This window comes from Anaerobacillus sp. ABR4_321 (assembly GCF_056158505.1).
Genome location: NZ_JBSWTK010000001.1, coordinates 3,415,185 through 3,431,570, shown reverse-complemented (window position 1 = coordinate 3,431,570; position 16,386 = coordinate 3,415,185). Strand labels below are relative to the sequence as shown.

Below are 16,386 nucleotides of genomic sequence, written 5' to 3'. Positions count from 1 at the left end.
ATAAGTGGAAGTGAACCATCGTTAAAATACGTATTACATAAGGAGGAACTATGAATTTAGGAGCATTCTCGATCAGTTTAACGGTAAAAGACCTTGAGAAGTCAAAGGCATTTTATGAGAAACTTGGCTTTAGTGACATGGGCGGAGATATGTCTCATAATTACCTCATCATGAAGAATGGCAATTGCATCATCGGCTTATTTCAGGGCATGTTCGATAAGAATATCCTCACGTTCAATCCAGGATGGGATGAAAATGCGGAGAACTTGGATTCCTTCACGGATATCCGCGAGTTGCAGAAGCATCTGAAAGAAAGCGGCATCGAATTGATTTCTGAAGCGGATGAATCTGGAGAAGGTCCTGCAAGCATCACCCTCGAAGATCCTGACGGAAATCCAATTCTTCTCGATCAGCATCGATAAATTGTAAGCAGTTCAGAAAAGGTATATCGTACGCGGTATCCTTTGCGAACTGCTTTTCATTTGCACGTTTATTAAAAAGCTACTCCGATAGGAGGTTGAGTAGATGGGCTTGTTATACATCGGTGCATTTTTTGCAGGGTTAGGTATTTTTTTCATTGGGATCGCCTCTCTATGGGGGGTATCGCTTTATGATAAGAAAGTGCGTCGTAAATAGAATGAAAGAAGCCCCTCGCATAGGGGCTTCTTTTGCCGGAGTTACTCCTTCACATACTTATCTGTTAGTTCAATAAACTGATCGATTGCGTCGTTGATCGGTTGAAGAGACTGTTTCCAGAATTCACTTTTAGTTAGATCTTCGTTAAGAAACGTTGCGCCTAGCTCTTCGATCGACATTTTACCTGTGTGTCGAAGAAGCTCTACATACTCGTCGGAGAAACCTTCGCTCCCTTGCTTCGATTGTACGTAGATTCCGTTGCTGAAAAGGTATCCTACCGTATACGAAAGGGTGTAGAACGGCTTTTCAGGAGAGTAGTAATGTGAAATCGTCATCCAATTGTATGGATTGTATTCTGCTAACGCATGATTTGTCCAGCGCTTTTCCGTTTCAACCATAAGGTCTGAAAGCTCGTCAGCACTGAGCTTGTTTGATTTGCGCTTTTCATAAAACTGCTTTTCAAAGTCGAATGTGTAAGGAATGTTGGATATGTATTTATTTCCATTCGTAATCTTCATTTCGAGAAGTGACAGTTGATCTTCGACTGTCTCGGCATGTTGAATGGCAGCGTCTAGAACAAGGTTTTCAGCGAACGTTGACGCGCTCTCGGCAAGGGAAGATCCGGTTTCTTGTGAAAATGCCTCTTCCTTTTGTAGAATCGAATTGTGATAAGCATGCCCGAGTTCGTGCGCTAATGTTACGACATCTTGATAATCACCGTTGAAAGAAAGCAGGATACGACTTTGGTCCTCTAACGGCATCTTTGCACAGAATGCACCGAACTGTTTCGTCTTCCTCTTCTCGGCATCGATCCACTGTTCGTCAAACGCACGCTCGGCGAACGTCCCCATATCCTCACTAAACAGATGAAACTGCTTTTTCACGATTTCTGCCGCTTGTTCATAGTCGATGCTTGCTTTCGAAGAAAAGTACGGAACGTCGATATCGTAGTAACTGAGTTTCTCAAGGCCCATAAGCTCCGCTTTCCTTTGTAAAAAACGCTGTTCCTTCTCATTGTGTTCTCGAAGAGCATTCATCATGCTTGTGATCGCTTCTTCGCCGATCCGATTCTTTTCATAGAATTCAGCTTGCGTCTTTTCGTAGCCTTTTAATGCGTATGTATCAAGGCGAAACCCAGCAAAGTGATTGAAGATCGACGCAAAGGTATCTTTTTGTGGCTCGAGTACCCGACGGATCGCTTTACTAGCAGATTCCCTTTTGTTCCGGTCTTGATCAAAATGAGATTGGATGAATGCTTCGTATAGTGATAGATTCTTCGTTTCATCTCCTTCAGAAAGAGGCACTTCTAGCTTGTATAAAAGCTGTTCGAAATGATCTTCCCAACCATGAATGCCGTTGATCGAGAGCGTGTTGATCGCATTTTCAATTGACTGTGGCAGCTTCTTGCTTTGTTTTTTCTGTAAAAGGTAAGGCTTAACGGATTGAAGCGAATCACATTCCAATAACTGATGCCATTCTTCTTCATTTAGTTTCGAGAACAAGCCATCAAGCTCCGCTTTTAACGTTTTCACTTTCGTTTGAAGCTTCGTGCTTCGCTCCGTTAATTTCATTGATTCTTGATCCTGTGTATCTTGTGAAGAGAGGCAAATGCAGTACTCATCGATTTGAAAAGCCTTCAAGATGATGTGTTGAACCTTTTGTAAAAGCTGCTCAATCTCTTTTGTAGGGAGAGGCCAATGCATTTGATCAATTAAAACTGGTATCTCGCTCTCTAGTTCATTGAAGTGCTGGTGTAGTTTGTCTGAGTGTTTTCCACCTGGATAAATACTGTCTAAATCCCATCGTTTTGTTAATGTATGTTCCAACGATAATCCCCCTTTTTTCACTCTACGTACTAGGTTACTAGAAAAAGGAAAAAAATTCATGTATTTGAGAGAAAATTATGATAGTTTTGTATGTAGTGTAAAATGAAGGTGTGAGGTGAGAGTATGAAAGAATTTAGTCCGATTCAAAGTGCACGATTAGCATTAAGACCATTCAAAGAGTCCGATCTCGATGAGTTCGTCGCGTACCGCGCTGATCCTGACGTCGCGCGATATCAATCGTGGGACGATTATACGAAAGAAGATGGCATCGCGTTCTTTGAAGAGATGGCGAATGCTCGTTTCGATGCACCCGGTGAGTATTATCAAATTGCATTCGAGCTCATGGAAACGAATGATTTGATCGGAGATTGCGTTGTGCATCCTTTAGCAGAAGATCCACGTCAGGTTGAGATCGGATTTACCCTAGCACGCAAGTTTCAAGGAAAAGGGTATGCTTACGAAGCGTTAACAACGCTTTTAGACTATTTATTTGTAGACCTTAAGAAGCACCGCGCATTCGCTGTTACGGATGTGAAAAATGAAGGGTCGGTAAGGTTACTAGAAAACCTCGGAATGAGAAGAGAAGGTCATTTTGTTCAAAACATCTGGTTTAAAGGTGAGTGGGGAAGCGAATATTTGTATGCGATCTTGAATAAGGAATGGAGTCGCGGAAGGAGGTAAATCATTGGATTATGTAAAAGAATTAAGAGAGCTTGTAGGTCATAGACCGCTCATCTTACCTGGGTCTGTTGTGATTATCCTTAATGATAAGGATGAACTGCTGCTTCAGCATCGAACTGATGGAGGATGGGGACTGCCTGGTGGCATCATGGAACTCGGTGAGAGTCTTGAAGAAACTGCAAGAAGAGAAGTGAAAGAAGAAACCGGATTAACGATAGGGAGCCTGGAGCTCGTGGATGTCTTTTCGGGATCGGATTATTACCTCAAGGTTTCAAACGGTGATGAACTATATTCGGTCACCGCGGTTTATGTAACGAGGGATGTTAAGGGTACGATCACGATGGATGAGTCGGAGTCCTTAGACATGCGCTACTTTTCCGTAGAGAATCTCCCGGATGGTTTAACGAATGAGTACCGTCATTACATCGAAACGTATGTAGGGAAGAGCGGCGTATGAAGTTTGTCTTGATATTCGGACCGCAGGCCGTTGGGAAAATGACGGTCGGAGCTGAGTTAGCGAAGCTAACGGGACTGAAACTTTTTCATAACCATATGACCATCGATCCACTCGCGCCGCTATTTGGGTTCAGTTCAGAAATGTGGCGACTCTCATCATTGTTTCGCGAGGAAATATTTAAAACGTTCGCGCGTAGCGAGCAATACGGCATGATTTTTACATACGTATGGGCCTTCGATGAGAAGAAGGACTGGGATAGCGTCGAGAAGATGTGTAGGTTTTTTACCTCGGAAGGCGCAGAGCTATACTTCGTAGAATTAGAAGCGAATGTTGACGAACGGTTAAAACGTAACCGTACTCCGTATCGTCTTGAACAAAAGCCTACGAAAAGAAACATCGAACAATCTGAACACAACCTGCTTGAAACGTTGAAAACAAACAGGTTAAATTCGTATGAAGGTGAGATCGATCAACAACATTATCTTCGGATCAATAATGAAAACCTGAAACCAGAAGAAGTGGCACATATGATAAAGGAACGGTTTATGTTATAGAGAAAAGAGAGCGAATCGATGTGATTCGCTCTCTTTTACTAGATTGAGAAGTTATTCAACCTTAAGATAGTGGATGCTGAACAATTGATCGTCATCTGTCCAGATCGCTTCAGACAGGAACCCTGAACGCAATGCGAGTTTCTTAAACTCATCGATGCTATATTTATAGGAGTTCTCGGTATGAATCGTCTCATGCTCTCTGAAAGAAATCAATTCGTCTCCAATCGTAACGGTCTGCTCGATCATGCTGACGAGATGCATCTCGACCCGTCCCATCGGCGCGTTGTAATACGCATAGTGTTTAAACGTATCGAGGTTAAAATCGGCGTCGAGCTCCCGGTTTAAGTGTTCAAGCATATTGAGGTTAAAACGTGATGTCACACCTTTTCTATCATTATAAGCATCATGGAAAACGGAAGGATCTTTCTTTGTATCGACTCCGATCAATAACCCATCTCCTGGCAATAGTAGATTCGCGATAGTTGATAGAAAGCTTTCCGCTTCTTTTTTCTCAAAGTTTCCGATCGTCGAGCCTGGAAAGAAGACGGTTTTTTTCTTTGAAGGATCAAGGATTTCTTGAGGGAGCTTCAGTTCTCCGGTATAGTCGGCCACGATTCCGGTAATGTCGACGTTAGGATAATCAGTAGCAAGCTGCTCTGAAGATTCCTTAAGGAACGATTTTGCGATGTCGATCGGTACGTATTCAGAAATCATACCTGACTCGAGCAACAGACGGATCTTTCGACTCGCGCCGCTACCAAACTCGATGATTGTGGAACCCGTTCCGATGAGACGCATCATCTCATCGAGCGATTCTTCCATAATCGAGAGTTCTGTTCGAGTAGGATAATATTCTTCAAGCTTCGTGATCTGTTCGAACAACTCTGATCCCGTCTGGTCATAGAGAAACTTAGGAGGCAGGGTTTTCTTTTGTGCTGTTAAGCCTTCGAGAGCTTCATGAAAACGATCGGGCTGTGTAGTGAGCTGGTCGATGATTCGGAGGCTCGCGTTGATCATGTCTGGTCTCCTGCAAGGCGAATGCCTGTAAACTGCCAGCGTTTGTCAGGTCCGAAGAAGTTTCGGTACGTTGGACGTATATGAGACGCAGATGTAACGCAAGACCCGCCGCGCAGTACCATCTGACTGCTCATGAACTTTGCGTTGTATTCACCGAGCGCGCCGTCTAGAGGTTTGTTCCCTGGGTACGCCATGTATGGACTTTTCGTCCACTCCCACACGTCGCCGTACGCTTTTTTGATCTGGCCTTCGTCGTCTTTAATAGAGGCGACTGGATGATAGATACCGTCTTCAACAAAGTTTCCTGAAATCGGTTGATCTCGGACGGCAACTTCCCATTCCGCTTCAGTTGGAAGACGTTTCCCTGCCCAGCTTGCGAATGCTTCTGCTTCATAGTAGCTGACGTGTGTGACAGGATCTTCTTTGTTAAGGGGAACGAAGCCATGCATTGTGAGCGTGTACCATTCTCCATTTCGCTCTTCCCAATGAAGCGGTGCCTTCCATTGTTGATTCTTTACCGTTGCCCAGCCGTCTGACAGCCAGAATTCAGCTCGTTCATACCCGCCGTCTTCTATAAAAGCAAGGAACTCTCCGTTCGTAACCGTTCTTGTCGCTAGTTCAAACGGGTTTAGCCAAACCTTATGTACCGGCCGTTCGTTATCGAACGAAAAACGCTCTCCTTCATCGATTCCGATCTCAAAAAGTCCACCTTCAAAACGTGCCCATTCGAGCGGAGGTGCTACGTCTTTTGTGGTCGTTTCGAGTTCAAGGTAAATTGGCTTCAACGGATTGATCGAGAAATTGTATTTCACGTCTGTCATAAGAAGTTCCTGGTGCTGCTGCTCATGATGCAGTCCGATTTCAATTAAATTCGCTACTTCACGTAATTTCTTTTCGTCGAGTTCTTCGATCAAAAGAGTGATCTCAGAATCGATATCAGACCGATACTGCTTTACCTTTTCAACGCCTGGTCGACTTAATAGTCCTCTTGAATGTCTCGGAAAGAAGCTGCCGACGCTTTCGTAGTAGGAGTTGAACAAATACTCAAACTCCTCATGAAAGGAAACGTAGTTTTCACGGTAGTCTTTTAAAATAAATGTTTCAAAAAACCATGTCGTATGTGCCATATGCCACTTAGGAGGGCTGACATCAGGGTGCGACTGGATCACATAATCTTCTGTTTCGAGTGGTTGAACGAGTTTCATCGTCATCTCTCTTACGTCTCTATAAGACTTTCGCAAATGATTTCGTAACTCAGTGGATTCAATGTGTTGTAACATGTGTTCCTCCTCGAATCGGTTATGGATTATCAAAAGAAAATACTTTCCTGCATTCTTACAATTACACACCGTCTCTTAAAAATCCTGTTTTTCAAGTGTGATGTGCGATAATCTATTATTCTGTTGCTCTAGTTGGATAAGTTTGGAATAATAAAGTGGGAATTGCCAAACTTGGATGGAGTGAAGAAACAGTATGAATGATGTATATGAGCCAATGTATATTCCTATTTTGTTGCTTTTGTTAGGAATCGGTTATCTTGTTGTATTTTCGACGGTCGTGATGAAATACCGGTTCGCGCTTTCTGGGAAGATTCTCATCTCGATTTCTGTAATGATTTATCTTCTTGTTGGCATGTATATGATTGGTGGTGGTTATTACACCGATGGCCATAATGAAGGACCGATGCTCTTCGGAATTGGATTTCTTGAGATGATCATTCTTTCGTATGCGTATATTTTCATTGGATTAGCGGTTGGGATAGGGAAGCGGGATTCGAGATAAGAGGATGGTGATGAGGTGTTAACATCTACGGTCGTAACATGGGGAGAGTCACGTCTAACGTTAACGTGGAGACCGGGCAGTGAGCTTCCCGAACGTGAGCTCATTACGAGCGTACACGGCTTTTGTTTTAAGGATGGTGAGCTTCTTCTTGTGAATCTGAATGATAGAGGATGGGATTTCCCGGGCGGGCACATTGAAGAGGGAGAAACAGCTGAGACATGTTTTCGACGAGAAGCTTTTGAAGAGGGGTATGTGTCTGGAAACTGTACGCTGCTCGGCTCCATCGTCGTCGATCACAGTGAAAATGAACAGTGGAATGAGTCGAGCCGCTATCCTAAAGTAGGTTATCAAGTGTTCTACAGCATGGAAATCACGGACGTTCATCCTTTTGGCGGTGAGTATGAATCAAGTGAAAGGCGCTTCATCTCCCCGGAAAAAGTAAGTGCCTACTATCCGAAATGGAATGCCGTGTACCAAGAAATCATTCATGAAATCGAGAGAAAGTCTTAATGCTGGTAACCTTTGAACGGTTATCAGCTGTTTTATTTTACAATGAAAATAAAATAGGTAAAATCTACCTAAAAAGTATTCCTAAATTTCAGATAGTTCATTATAATCGGATTAGGAGGTGTGAAAATATTCCAGAAATTAAAAAAGGAGTTGGCAGTCCTCGTGTTCGCATGAGGGTTTTGAAGTGTGCAATTTTTGATGTCGATAGGAGGATGGACTGGTACATAAGAGACCTCTGAATGCAGTTCCTGGTAAGAGTACATTCAGAGGCGTCGCTGGTTTAAGAAACCAACTTTCATAAGTATACCGCTTCTTAACCATAAGTGGAACTGAAATGGGTGTTCCTGAACAATATACTGAAGGGGATAAAAAGAGAATGACAATTTTATGCGAAGAAATGGTTTTAGAGTACGAAATCAGCCGTACAACGGAAGCGTTGCTACCGGCAAAAGAACTTGTGAACGAAACGAGAATCTACGATCGATCAGGCGTTTATTTATCGAAACGAACTCAGATCGATTTGATTCGAGATGCTTGCCTTGAAGGGGGATCTACATATGAAGGACGACGAAAAGCGATGGTGTATCACCTGAAATATGAGCACCAAACGCCAATCGTCATCTCTACCTCAAACGGAATATGCGCCTTTCCTACTGAATCCCCTGATAATCTTGAGTGTTCCTGGATCTTCTATCACCATGTGAGGAACATGACATCACTAACTAAGAATTCGTCGATGGTCCATTTTCATAGTGGTTTAAAGCTAGAAGTCCCCGTATCGCTTTCGAGGCTTCAGAAACAAATGGAAAGGATGGGACGGTGTATCAGTCACTACTCAAATAATCCGGTCTATTGTTAGCACAAAAAAAGTCGTACATTCCTCTCTGTCCGAATATACATTTAGTTGTAGCTTGCAAATCATCAATGTGAGACAGAGGAGGAATCGCGATGAGCTGGTATTTGAAGGTGCTAAAGGATTATGTGAATTTTAAAGGAAGAGCTCGACGGAAAGAGTATTGGATGTTTTTTCTAGTTCACGTCATCATTTGTGTTCTTCTTTCATGGATTCAAACTGCAGCGGATATGGGGGTTGTGCTCACTTCTATCTATACACTCGCCGTTTTCCTGCCATCGTTAGCCGTCGCCGTTAGACGCTTGCATGATACTGGTAAAAGTGGTTGGTGGGTCCTGATTTCACTCATCCCGATCATTGGTTCGATCATTTTGATTGTTTTCCTAGTACTCGATAGTGAGGATGAAAACAAGTACGGTTCAAGTCCTAAACTTGCTCAGATTTAATGAAAACTGCCAGTGCTTCGGTGCTGGCAGTTTTTTTTATGAAATGGATAGTATTTTCTAATATAAGTAAAATAAAGAATGACTGATAAATAGAAGGTGTTTAAAACATGGACAGTTATTCGAACGACAATACAGCAAGGCGCTATAGGGCACATGTGAGTACGTGGGGAACCACACAACTTCATTTGCGGAATCCGTATGTAATGGCATGGTGGTCAGCAGCGTTTCCCGGGTTTGGTCATTTGCTGCTTTCAAAGTATATACGAGGGTTCATGTTATTTGCTTGGGAAGTCATCGTAAATATGAATGCACATGTCAATACCGCTATGATTTATTCATTTCAAGGTGAAATACAGCAGGCAAAGGAAGTATTGGATACAAGGTGGTTACTTATCTACATACCAGTCTACCTTTTTGCGATATGGGATACTTACCGAACGACCGTAGATATGAATAAAGTGTATATTTTAGCTGATATGGAGGATCATCGAATCAATACATTTAGTATGGGTGCGTTTGAGGTGAACTATTTGGATAAACGGAGTCCAATCATGGCTGCATTATGGTCTTTCTTAATGCCGGGCCTAGGGCAATTGTATATTCACCGCATTTTCACAGCCTTTTTTATTGTTGTATGGGGGGTAACGTTTTTCTACTATTCACAAGCTCTTGAGGCTGTCTCCTTACTTTTCTTAGGTGAAACGAGTAAAGCGACTTCAGTAATCCAGCCTGATTGGCTGTTGATGCTTCCTTCTCTTTATGGTTTTGCGATTTTCGATGCATATATAAATACCGTAGAAAATAATAAGCTTTATAAAAAAGAACAAAGGAGATATCTCCTAAAGACGTATCAGTCTCCAAGTTTCATTATTAAGAAAGGAACGAAGATGTCATGAAGCGTGTGCAACTATTCTCCACGTTCGAAAATCATTCCTACCTTGAAATTGCAATTTCAAACCTTGAAAAGCAGGGCATCTCACGTGAAAAAATATACGCAGTGCCGCTTGACAAACGAGCAGAAACGAAAAAGCTTTTTGATACACTACACAGCTCTGATGGTATATCCCTTATCGACATTGGCTTGCCGTTAGCTACTGCATTTTCCGTTATTACTGCAAGCATCGGATTTGAGTTAGCATGGGGACCGATCTATTGGGGGCTGATCGGAGCGGCATCGGGTTTCGTATTAGGTGTTATCATCAGGTTAATCATCTTTTGGCAAACAGAGAAGGGGAAGAAAAGAGTGAGGCGGAAACAAGCGGATTTAATTTTGATCGTAGAGTGTGAGTCATCTATTAGTGAAAAGGTAGAGAAGATCTTATGGGAACATTTTGCGATGGGTTTAGCAAAAGTGGAAAGCGGCTCGTAACGATAAAGGCTGTAGAGATGCACTCTACAGCCTGTTTTTTATTCTTCAATTTCCATGTCTGTACTATTTGTCATTGCCTGAGCAAGGTTCGATGTGATGTTCACTGATCCGAAGTCGATACCGAGCTGTACGGCGGTTTGAGCGATCTCAGGGCGAATGCCTGAAAGTGTAGCTGATACACCGATGAGCTTGAGACCTGTGAGCAATTGGAAGATTTGTTGAGCGACCATCGTGTCGACCATGTAGACGCCTGACAGATCTAAGAACAAATGATTGACACCTTTTTCAATACAGCCTGTCAGCGTGTTATCGATGATGGCTGAAGCGCGTTCATCATCGATGTCGCCGATGATCGGAAGAAGTGCCTGTCCCTTTTGTAAAGAGATGAGTGGAGAGCTTAAGTCATTGATCGTTTTCTGCTGCTCTTCAATTCTCTTGTTGAGATGCTCCGCCTTTCCTTCAAACACACGCATCATGACGATATCAAACGAGTCATAGATCACCGTTTTCCAAAGATCGATCTTTTCTTGTGGAATCGGGTAGTCTTGCTGGTTGATAAATTCTTGTATGTACGTAAGGTACTGCTCACGAACCCTTAAAAACTCCCTCATAATCAAATGGGTAGGGGTTTTAATGTGCTCTGCATCCGTAGCAATCTCCATGATCCATTCATCGAATTCTTTAAAAAACTGTTCTTTTTCCATCACAAATATTTTGCAAAGATGGTGATGAAACGCCATGTTTTGAGCTTTAAGGTTCTCGATCACCTTCGGATCATTTGATGAGTAAACGCCCTCTGGATCTGATTTATCAAGTGATTGGTACCATTCTTCGTTTAGCTGCTCTGCTTTATTTAACAGAAAATCATGGAGCTCTATATTACGTTGCATATCATTTTCTCCTCTCAAACCTTCTCGATCTCGTATCTGATTTAACCTTAGGTCTAGATGTACAGTGGTATATCATTCAATAGAAGACAAAATGAGCGTGCATTCGTCAAAAGATTGCATCATTCCTTCTCATGTTACTGAAGAAAATGGAGAAGTGCAAACATTAAATAGTAAAAGGGAGTTAGGCGCGTGCCTGGCTCCCTATAATAATCTTTTCTACTTTCTCAAGGTCGCGAGAAACAGAGGAGGGAATAGAAGATTGAAGTGTTGTGAGGGCGCTCTTCATCAAGTGATGACGAGGGTCTTTTGACTGCGTGAATTCGTCTCTAATAAATTCAAGAAGCTCATTGTACTGCGCATAATCATTTGAAGATTTTAGCTTCTTCTTCATACATAGGATCGCGTCGTTCAGTAACTCTTTCCGAGATTGGTCTTTAAGCTCTGCATCAGGAAGCCAGTTTTTGAGATCATCTGGTTCGATCAATTGTTCACCGCTCTCAGTTACTTCTTTCACGATTCTCTCAATTCGGTTAACCGTGTAGTTCACGACGAGCTGAATGTTCACGGTAGAACCGTGCGTGCGCGCGTAATATTTTGTGTTGTGGTGAAGAATGCCTAGAAACATAATCGCACAATCGAGTAAGTAAGGTTTAGCATCCACGCTGAACAAATCCTCAAAACGATGATAAACCCACTGCAGCATCCTTGCCTGACTTTCCTTGATGTACTCTTTAATCTCTTCATCTGGTGATAGAACAACTTCTTCAAAAAGCGTGAGAAGGCGGTTCTTTCGATTCGTGTTCATTTGTGTTTCGATCTGCTTCTTAAAAACTTCGATACTTGCAGAATCTTTTCCAGTTAATAAGCGATCGCGCTTTGCCTCCATCTCATTCAATAACGTTTTGAAGAGCGCGATCAAAAGCTCGTTCTTTGATGAAAAGTAGTTATAGAACGTTCCTTTTGAAATACCTGTATAGTCGAGAATATCTTGAATCGACGTTGCGTGAAAGCCTCTGTCGATGAAAAGTTCATGAGATTTAATGATTACCTGTTGTTTTCGATCGTTCACTGTATCATCACCCTGTGTATTAATGTACTACCTGTATAAATTTGATAATACATCATTTTCTGATAAAGAACAAATGCCTTTGTAGAAGGAGATACAAAGGTGTTGATTAAAATGAACCGATGGTATAAAATAGTCGTAGTGAACTTATGGTATAAAAAATGAACTGGTAGTATAGGAGAGGATCAACATGAATGCAGCAGTTAATGAAACACCTCGTCCACAGTATGGCGTTCTTGCTGTACTCATCGTCGGAGCGTTCATTGCATTTTTAAATAATACACTTTTGAATATCGCACTTCCGTCCATTATGGCGGATTTACAAATCGGTACAGCTACCGTTCAGTGGCTGACGACTGGATTTATGCTCGTGAATGGAATCCTGATTCCTGCCACAGCTTTTTTAATTGAAAAATTTTCTGTGCGACGCTTGTTTTTAGTAGCGATGGCATTGTTCTCAATCGGAACGATCATTGCGGGGATGGCAGATGTATTTCCTGTTCTGTTAGGAGGAAGAATGCTGCAAGCGTCAGGGTCAGCAATCATGATGCCGCTACTGATGAACGTAATGCTTGTTAGTTTTCCGATCGAAAAGCGCGGCGCAGCGATGGGGGTTTTCGGCTTAATCTTGATGGCAGCACCAGCAATCGGCCCAACCCTATCAGGGTGGATCATCGAACATTACGACTGGAGAATGCTGTTTCACTTCGTCACGCCGATCGCAATCAGTGTGTTACTGCTAGGTTTCTTCTTATTAAAGGATAAAAAAGAAAAAGTAACGTTAAAGCTCGATCTTATGTCACTCGTTCTATCTAGTGCAGGTTTCGGAGGCATTCTTTATGGATTCAGTTCTGCAGGCAGCAAAGGATGGGAAAGCCCGCACGTGACGGTCACACTTGCTGTAGGCGTCATTTCACTCGTTACTTTTATCATCAGACAGTCGAAACTAGAACGACCGATGCTGAACTTTACGATTTTTAAATATCCAATGTTCGCCTTATCGTCTTCGATTACGATGGTGATCAATATGGCACTGTTTTCTGGCATGCTGCTATTGCCGATTTATGTTCAGACCATTCGTGGAATCTCGCCGTTTGATGCTGGACTCATGATGTTACCAGGTGCGCTCGTGATGGCACTCATGTCACCGATAACCGGTAAACTTTTTGATAAATATGGTGGTCGCATCCTAGCGATGACCGGTCTAACGATTACGGTAGCAACTACTTACTTATTTAGTACGCTATCGTTCGAAACGACCTACACGTATTTAATGATTCTTCATGCCGTACGAATGTTTGGAATGTCGATGGTGATGATGCCTGTCTCAACGAATGGGCTGAATCAGCTGCCAGCGAAGTTTTATCCGCACGGAACAGCTATGAACAACACGTTGAATCAGGTTTCTGGTGCGATCGGTACGGCACTGCTCGTTACGGTGATGTCGACTCGAACCGAATCAACAGCTTCAGAGCTAGCTGTTTCGGGAGTGAGTGAGCAGCAGATCATGATGAAAGCGATGCTTGAAGGCATTAACTTTGCTTTCTTCGTCGCAACATTTATAGCGGGTGTCGCACTGCTGCTAGCATTCTTCATCAGGAGACCAGGAAGAGTCGAAGAGCAATCAGACAAACAATCAGACGAAACGATCATCGTAAGGGGTCAGGCGCGTGCCTGATCCTTTCTTTATTTTCTATTGCTGTTTCTCACACATTACTGTATGATACATAGTATAGATAGTGTACGACATACAGTAATAGAAAGCAGTGATGGTATGACGTTGTTGAATTCTTTAGTAACCGAGCTTAGAAGGGGGACATTAACCCTTGCTGTGCTCAGTCAGTTGAGATCTCCGCAGTATGGGTATTCACTCGTTCAGTCTCTTGAAAAGTCAGGGGTCACGATCGAACAAAGCACGTTATATCCACTTCTACGAAGGCTAGAAAAGCAAGAGCTTGTCACGAGCAGTTGGGATACGACGGAGAAGAGACCAAGAAAGTATTATGTACTGAGTGAATTTGGAACAGAAATTTATGGCCAATTAAAGGAAGAGTGGGAGAAGACTTCTGCGGAACTTCACTCCCTTCTGAAAGGAGACGAATCACGTGAAGTTGATTGAAGCGTATATTGGAGAAGTGACGAGAAGGCTGCCAGAAAAGGAGCGGGAAGATATCGCCCTAGAACTAAGGTCAACGATCTATGATACGCTGCCTGAAGATTACAGTGAAGAAGAGGAGAAGGCTGCATTACGTGAACTTGGAAGTCCGTTTATGTTGGCGAACGGTTATAAAAATTGGCCTATGCATCTTATTGGGCCGAAGTATTTTGAGTCGTACGTTTTGCTACTGAAAATTCTTCTGCCAATCGTCCTCCTCATTTCTTTTCTTTCGTTATTAACCGTGGATTTCATCGAACATTCCGGAGTCATCTCGGTAATCGAGATCTTCTGGATGGCGATAGGAAATGCGTTCGCTGTCTTCTTTGATGTTACGCTCCAGGTCCTCTTCTGGGTGACGCTTGGGTTTGTGATTTTTGAAAGAACAGAGCATAAAAAGGAAACGATAAAGAAATGGTCACCTGACGACTTGAAAAAATCACCGAGTTATTTAACTGAGAAAGCTGTTAAGAAGATGGAGATCTTTTGGGATCTTTTTTGGACGGCTGTACTTGCGGCACTTTATTTCAATGCATCGAGTCTGATCGGTGTGATCCAAAATGGAGAAATGGCCGCACCTCTATTCAATAACGACGTGTTGCTTTCATATTGGCCGCTTGCCGTAGCTGCTTTGATCGGTGAGGTTCTCCTCGCAGCGTATAAGCTAGTGGCTGGGGTTTGGACGAAGCGAATGGCGATTCTAAATACGCTTCAACTTGCCTTTTCGACAACCGTCTTCCTCTTGATCATTTTTAATAACAACATTATTCATTCCAAGATCGCAACTTATTTTCCATTACCGGAAAGTTATCTAGAACGTACTCTCATCATCACTGCGATTGTGGTGGTTGGGATCAACGCATACGAAGCTTGGAAAGGATTCAAAAGAGGGAGTCAGGCACGTGCCTGACTCCTTTCTGTTTCTATATGATAAACTAACTAACGTAATCAAACTTAAAACTGAGGTGCAACCATGAATACATTTCTACAATACAATCCAACAAAGCTTTATTTTGGTAAAGGTCAGATGGAGCAGCTATCATCTGAAATCAAAAAGCAATCGAACGTGCTCGTCGTATACGGAGGCGGAAGCATTAAGAAAAACGGTGTTTACGATAAAGTGATGGAGCAGCTCTATTCTGTAGGTGCAGAGATTCATGAGTTATCAGGCGTAGAGCCAAACCCGCGGTTAACCACAGTTCGTAAAGGGGTCGAGATCTGTAAAAATGAAGGGATCGATTTTCTTTTAGCAGTAGGTGGAGGTAGCGTGATCGACTGCACGAAGGCAATCGCAATCGGTGCGAAGTATGATGGTGATGTGTGGGAGCTCATCACGCAAAAAGCGCCGATTGAGGATGCACTACCGATCGGAACGGTACTTACGCTAGCCGCTACAGGTTCAGAAATGAACTCCGTATCAGTAATCACCAACTGGGAAACGAAAGATAAGCTCGGCTGGGGATCTGTGCTTGTTTATCCTACGTTTTCGATTCTAGACCCTGAGAATACATTCTCAGTACCAGAAAATCAGACGGTGTACGGTATTGTCGACAGCATGTCTCATGCACTCGAGCACTACTTCCATCGAACGGAGAACACGCCGATGATCGATGGGTTCATCGAATCTCTTTTACGTACTGCGATCGAAACTGGGCCGAAGCTCGTAAACGACCTTCACTCGTATGAGCATCGAGAAACGATGATGTACATCAGTACGACGGCGTTTAACGGGACGCTGATGAACGGTACTGACGGTGGGGACTGGGCGACACACCGCATCGAGCATGCGATTTCAGCTGTGTACGATATCCCGCACGGTGGAGGACTTGCGATCCTATTCCCAAACTGGCTCGAACATGTGCTTGAAGAAGATCCATCTCGTGTGAAGCAGCTTGCGGTTAACGTGTTGGATGTCGCTCCATCAGGCAAGAGCGATGAAGAGGTTGCACGTGAAGGGGCGCGCAAACTTCGAGCGTTCTGGAACTCGATCGGAGCACCGAGCACGTTGCGTGATTATGACATCGATGACAGTGAGTTCGAAACGATCGTAGAGAAGACGTTCATCAAGCCAGGGGTAGGGACGTATAAAGAGCTTGATGGTGAAAGTGTAATGGATATATTGAATCGTTCGAAGTAAGGAATAG

At 43.1% G+C, this 16,386-nt stretch carries 19 protein-coding genes; 14 read left to right on the top strand and 5 right to left on the bottom strand.

The features are described 5' to 3' along the window. Positions 1-50 precede the first annotated feature (50 nt). Complete coding sequence (locus ACXADT_RS17965) at positions 51-422, top strand: VOC family protein (protein WP_270181316.1); 372 nt, start codon at positions 51-53, stop codon at positions 420-422. 255 nt (positions 423-677) lie between these two features. Here ACXADT_RS17965 and ACXADT_RS17960 read toward each other — a convergent pair whose 3' ends face one another. Beyond that, positions 678-2,462, bottom strand: a complete 1,785-nt coding sequence (locus ACXADT_RS17960; RefSeq protein ID WP_474832203.1) for a M3 family oligoendopeptidase — start codon at positions 2,460-2,462, stop codon at positions 678-680. A gap of 123 nt (positions 2,463-2,585) precedes the next feature. Between ACXADT_RS17960 and ACXADT_RS17955 the strand changes: the two genes are divergently transcribed. The 3 genes from ACXADT_RS17955 to ACXADT_RS17945 are packed head-to-tail and all read left to right on the top strand — an operon-like array spanning position 2,586 to position 4,154. Next, positions 2,586-3,143: a GNAT family N-acetyltransferase gene (locus ACXADT_RS17955; protein WP_474812814.1), complete on the top strand. Its 558-nt coding sequence runs from the start codon at positions 2,586-2,588 to the stop codon at positions 3,141-3,143. Between the two features lie 4 nt (positions 3,144-3,147). Continuing rightward, positions 3,148-3,600, top strand: a complete 453-nt coding sequence (locus ACXADT_RS17950) for an NUDIX hydrolase (RefSeq protein WP_474832202.1) — start codon at positions 3,148-3,150, stop codon at positions 3,598-3,600. After that, the gene (locus ACXADT_RS17945) at positions 3,597-4,154 is read left to right on the top strand and encodes a DEAD/DEAH box helicase family protein (RefSeq protein WP_474832200.1); all 558 of its coding nucleotides are present in this window, start codon (positions 3,597-3,599) and stop codon (positions 4,152-4,154) included. The genes ACXADT_RS17950 and ACXADT_RS17945 overlap by 4 nt, the downstream gene beginning before the upstream one ends. Before the next feature lie 51 nt (positions 4,155-4,205). On the opposite strand, the gene egtD is transcribed toward ACXADT_RS17945, so the two are convergent. Together egtD and egtB are read right to left on the bottom strand one after the other, a co-directional pair. Further along, positions 4,206-5,171: an L-histidine N(alpha)-methyltransferase gene (gene egtD, locus ACXADT_RS17940; protein WP_474832199.1), complete on the bottom strand. Its 966-nt coding sequence runs from the start codon at positions 5,169-5,171 to the stop codon at positions 4,206-4,208. Continuing rightward, positions 5,168-6,451 (bottom strand): ergothioneine biosynthesis protein EgtB, encoded by a 1,284-nt coding sequence (gene egtB / locus ACXADT_RS17935; RefSeq protein ID WP_474832197.1) that lies wholly within the window; start codon positions 6,449-6,451, stop codon positions 5,168-5,170. Before egtB ends, egtD begins: the two co-directional genes overlap by 4 nt. A gap of 193 nt (positions 6,452-6,644) precedes the next feature. Here egtB and ACXADT_RS17930 point away from each other — a divergent pair, with 193 nt between their 5' ends. The 6 genes from ACXADT_RS17930 (at position 6,645) to ACXADT_RS17905 (ending at position 10,131) form a co-directional block, all read left to right on the top strand. After that, on the top strand, positions 6,645-6,953 hold the full coding sequence (locus ACXADT_RS17930) for a hypothetical protein (RefSeq protein WP_474812806.1): 309 nt from the start codon (positions 6,645-6,647) through the stop codon (positions 6,951-6,953). A 15-nt stretch (positions 6,954-6,968) separates the two neighbouring features. Next, positions 6,969-7,463, top strand: a complete 495-nt coding sequence (locus ACXADT_RS17925) for an NUDIX hydrolase (RefSeq protein ID WP_474832195.1) — start codon at positions 6,969-6,971, stop codon at positions 7,461-7,463. Between the two features lie 376 nt (positions 7,464-7,839). Then, positions 7,840-8,322 (top strand): competence protein ComK, encoded by a 483-nt coding sequence (locus ACXADT_RS17920; protein WP_270181325.1) that lies wholly within the window; start codon positions 7,840-7,842, stop codon positions 8,320-8,322. Positions 8,323-8,411: 89 nt separating this feature from the next. Further along, entirely contained in the window at positions 8,412-8,762 is a 351-nt protein-coding gene (locus ACXADT_RS17915; RefSeq protein ID WP_474832194.1) for a DUF805 domain-containing protein, read from the top strand. Between the two features lie 107 nt (positions 8,763-8,869). Next, the gene (locus ACXADT_RS17910) at positions 8,870-9,658 is read left to right on the top strand and encodes a hypothetical protein (protein WP_474832193.1); all 789 of its coding nucleotides are present in this window, start codon (positions 8,870-8,872) and stop codon (positions 9,656-9,658) included. Then, complete coding sequence (locus ACXADT_RS17905) at positions 9,655-10,131, top strand: hypothetical protein (protein WP_474832191.1); 477 nt, start codon at positions 9,655-9,657, stop codon at positions 10,129-10,131. Before ACXADT_RS17910 ends, ACXADT_RS17905 begins: the two co-directional genes overlap by 4 nt. 38 nt (positions 10,132-10,169) lie before the next feature. Here the strand turns inward: ACXADT_RS17905 and ACXADT_RS17900 are convergent, their stop codons facing one another. Further along, positions 10,170-11,021 (bottom strand): STAS domain-containing protein, encoded by an 852-nt coding sequence (locus ACXADT_RS17900; RefSeq protein ID WP_474832190.1) that lies wholly within the window; start codon positions 11,019-11,021, stop codon positions 10,170-10,172. Positions 11,022-11,202: 181 nt separating this feature from the next. Next, the gene (locus ACXADT_RS17895) at positions 11,203-12,090 is read right to left on the bottom strand and encodes a TetR/AcrR family transcriptional regulator (RefSeq protein ID WP_474832188.1); all 888 of its coding nucleotides are present in this window, start codon (positions 12,088-12,090) and stop codon (positions 11,203-11,205) included. Positions 12,091-12,277: 187 nt separating this feature from the next. Here ACXADT_RS17895 and ACXADT_RS17890 point away from each other — a divergent pair, with 187 nt between their 5' ends. From ACXADT_RS17890 to ACXADT_RS17875, 4 genes are all read left to right on the top strand, one after another. Then, positions 12,278-13,765 carry a DHA2 family efflux MFS transporter permease subunit gene (locus ACXADT_RS17890; RefSeq protein WP_474832186.1) on the top strand — a complete coding sequence of 496 codons (1,488 nt, stop codon included), beginning with the start codon at positions 12,278-12,280 and terminating at the stop codon, positions 13,763-13,765. A gap of 96 nt (positions 13,766-13,861) precedes the next feature. Further along, positions 13,862-14,206 (top strand): PadR family transcriptional regulator, encoded by a 345-nt coding sequence (locus tag ACXADT_RS17885; protein WP_270181332.1) that lies wholly within the window; start codon positions 13,862-13,864, stop codon positions 14,204-14,206. Continuing rightward, positions 14,193-15,152, top strand: coding sequence for an HAAS signaling domain-containing protein (locus ACXADT_RS17880; RefSeq protein ID WP_474832185.1), 960 nt, complete (start codon positions 14,193-14,195; stop codon positions 15,150-15,152). The genes ACXADT_RS17885 and ACXADT_RS17880 overlap by 14 nt, the downstream gene beginning before the upstream one ends. A gap of 63 nt (positions 15,153-15,215) precedes the next feature. Beyond that, on the top strand, positions 15,216-16,379 hold the full coding sequence (locus ACXADT_RS17875) for an iron-containing alcohol dehydrogenase (protein WP_474832183.1): 1,164 nt from the start codon (positions 15,216-15,218) through the stop codon (positions 16,377-16,379). Positions 16,380-16,386 lie beyond the last annotated feature (7 nt).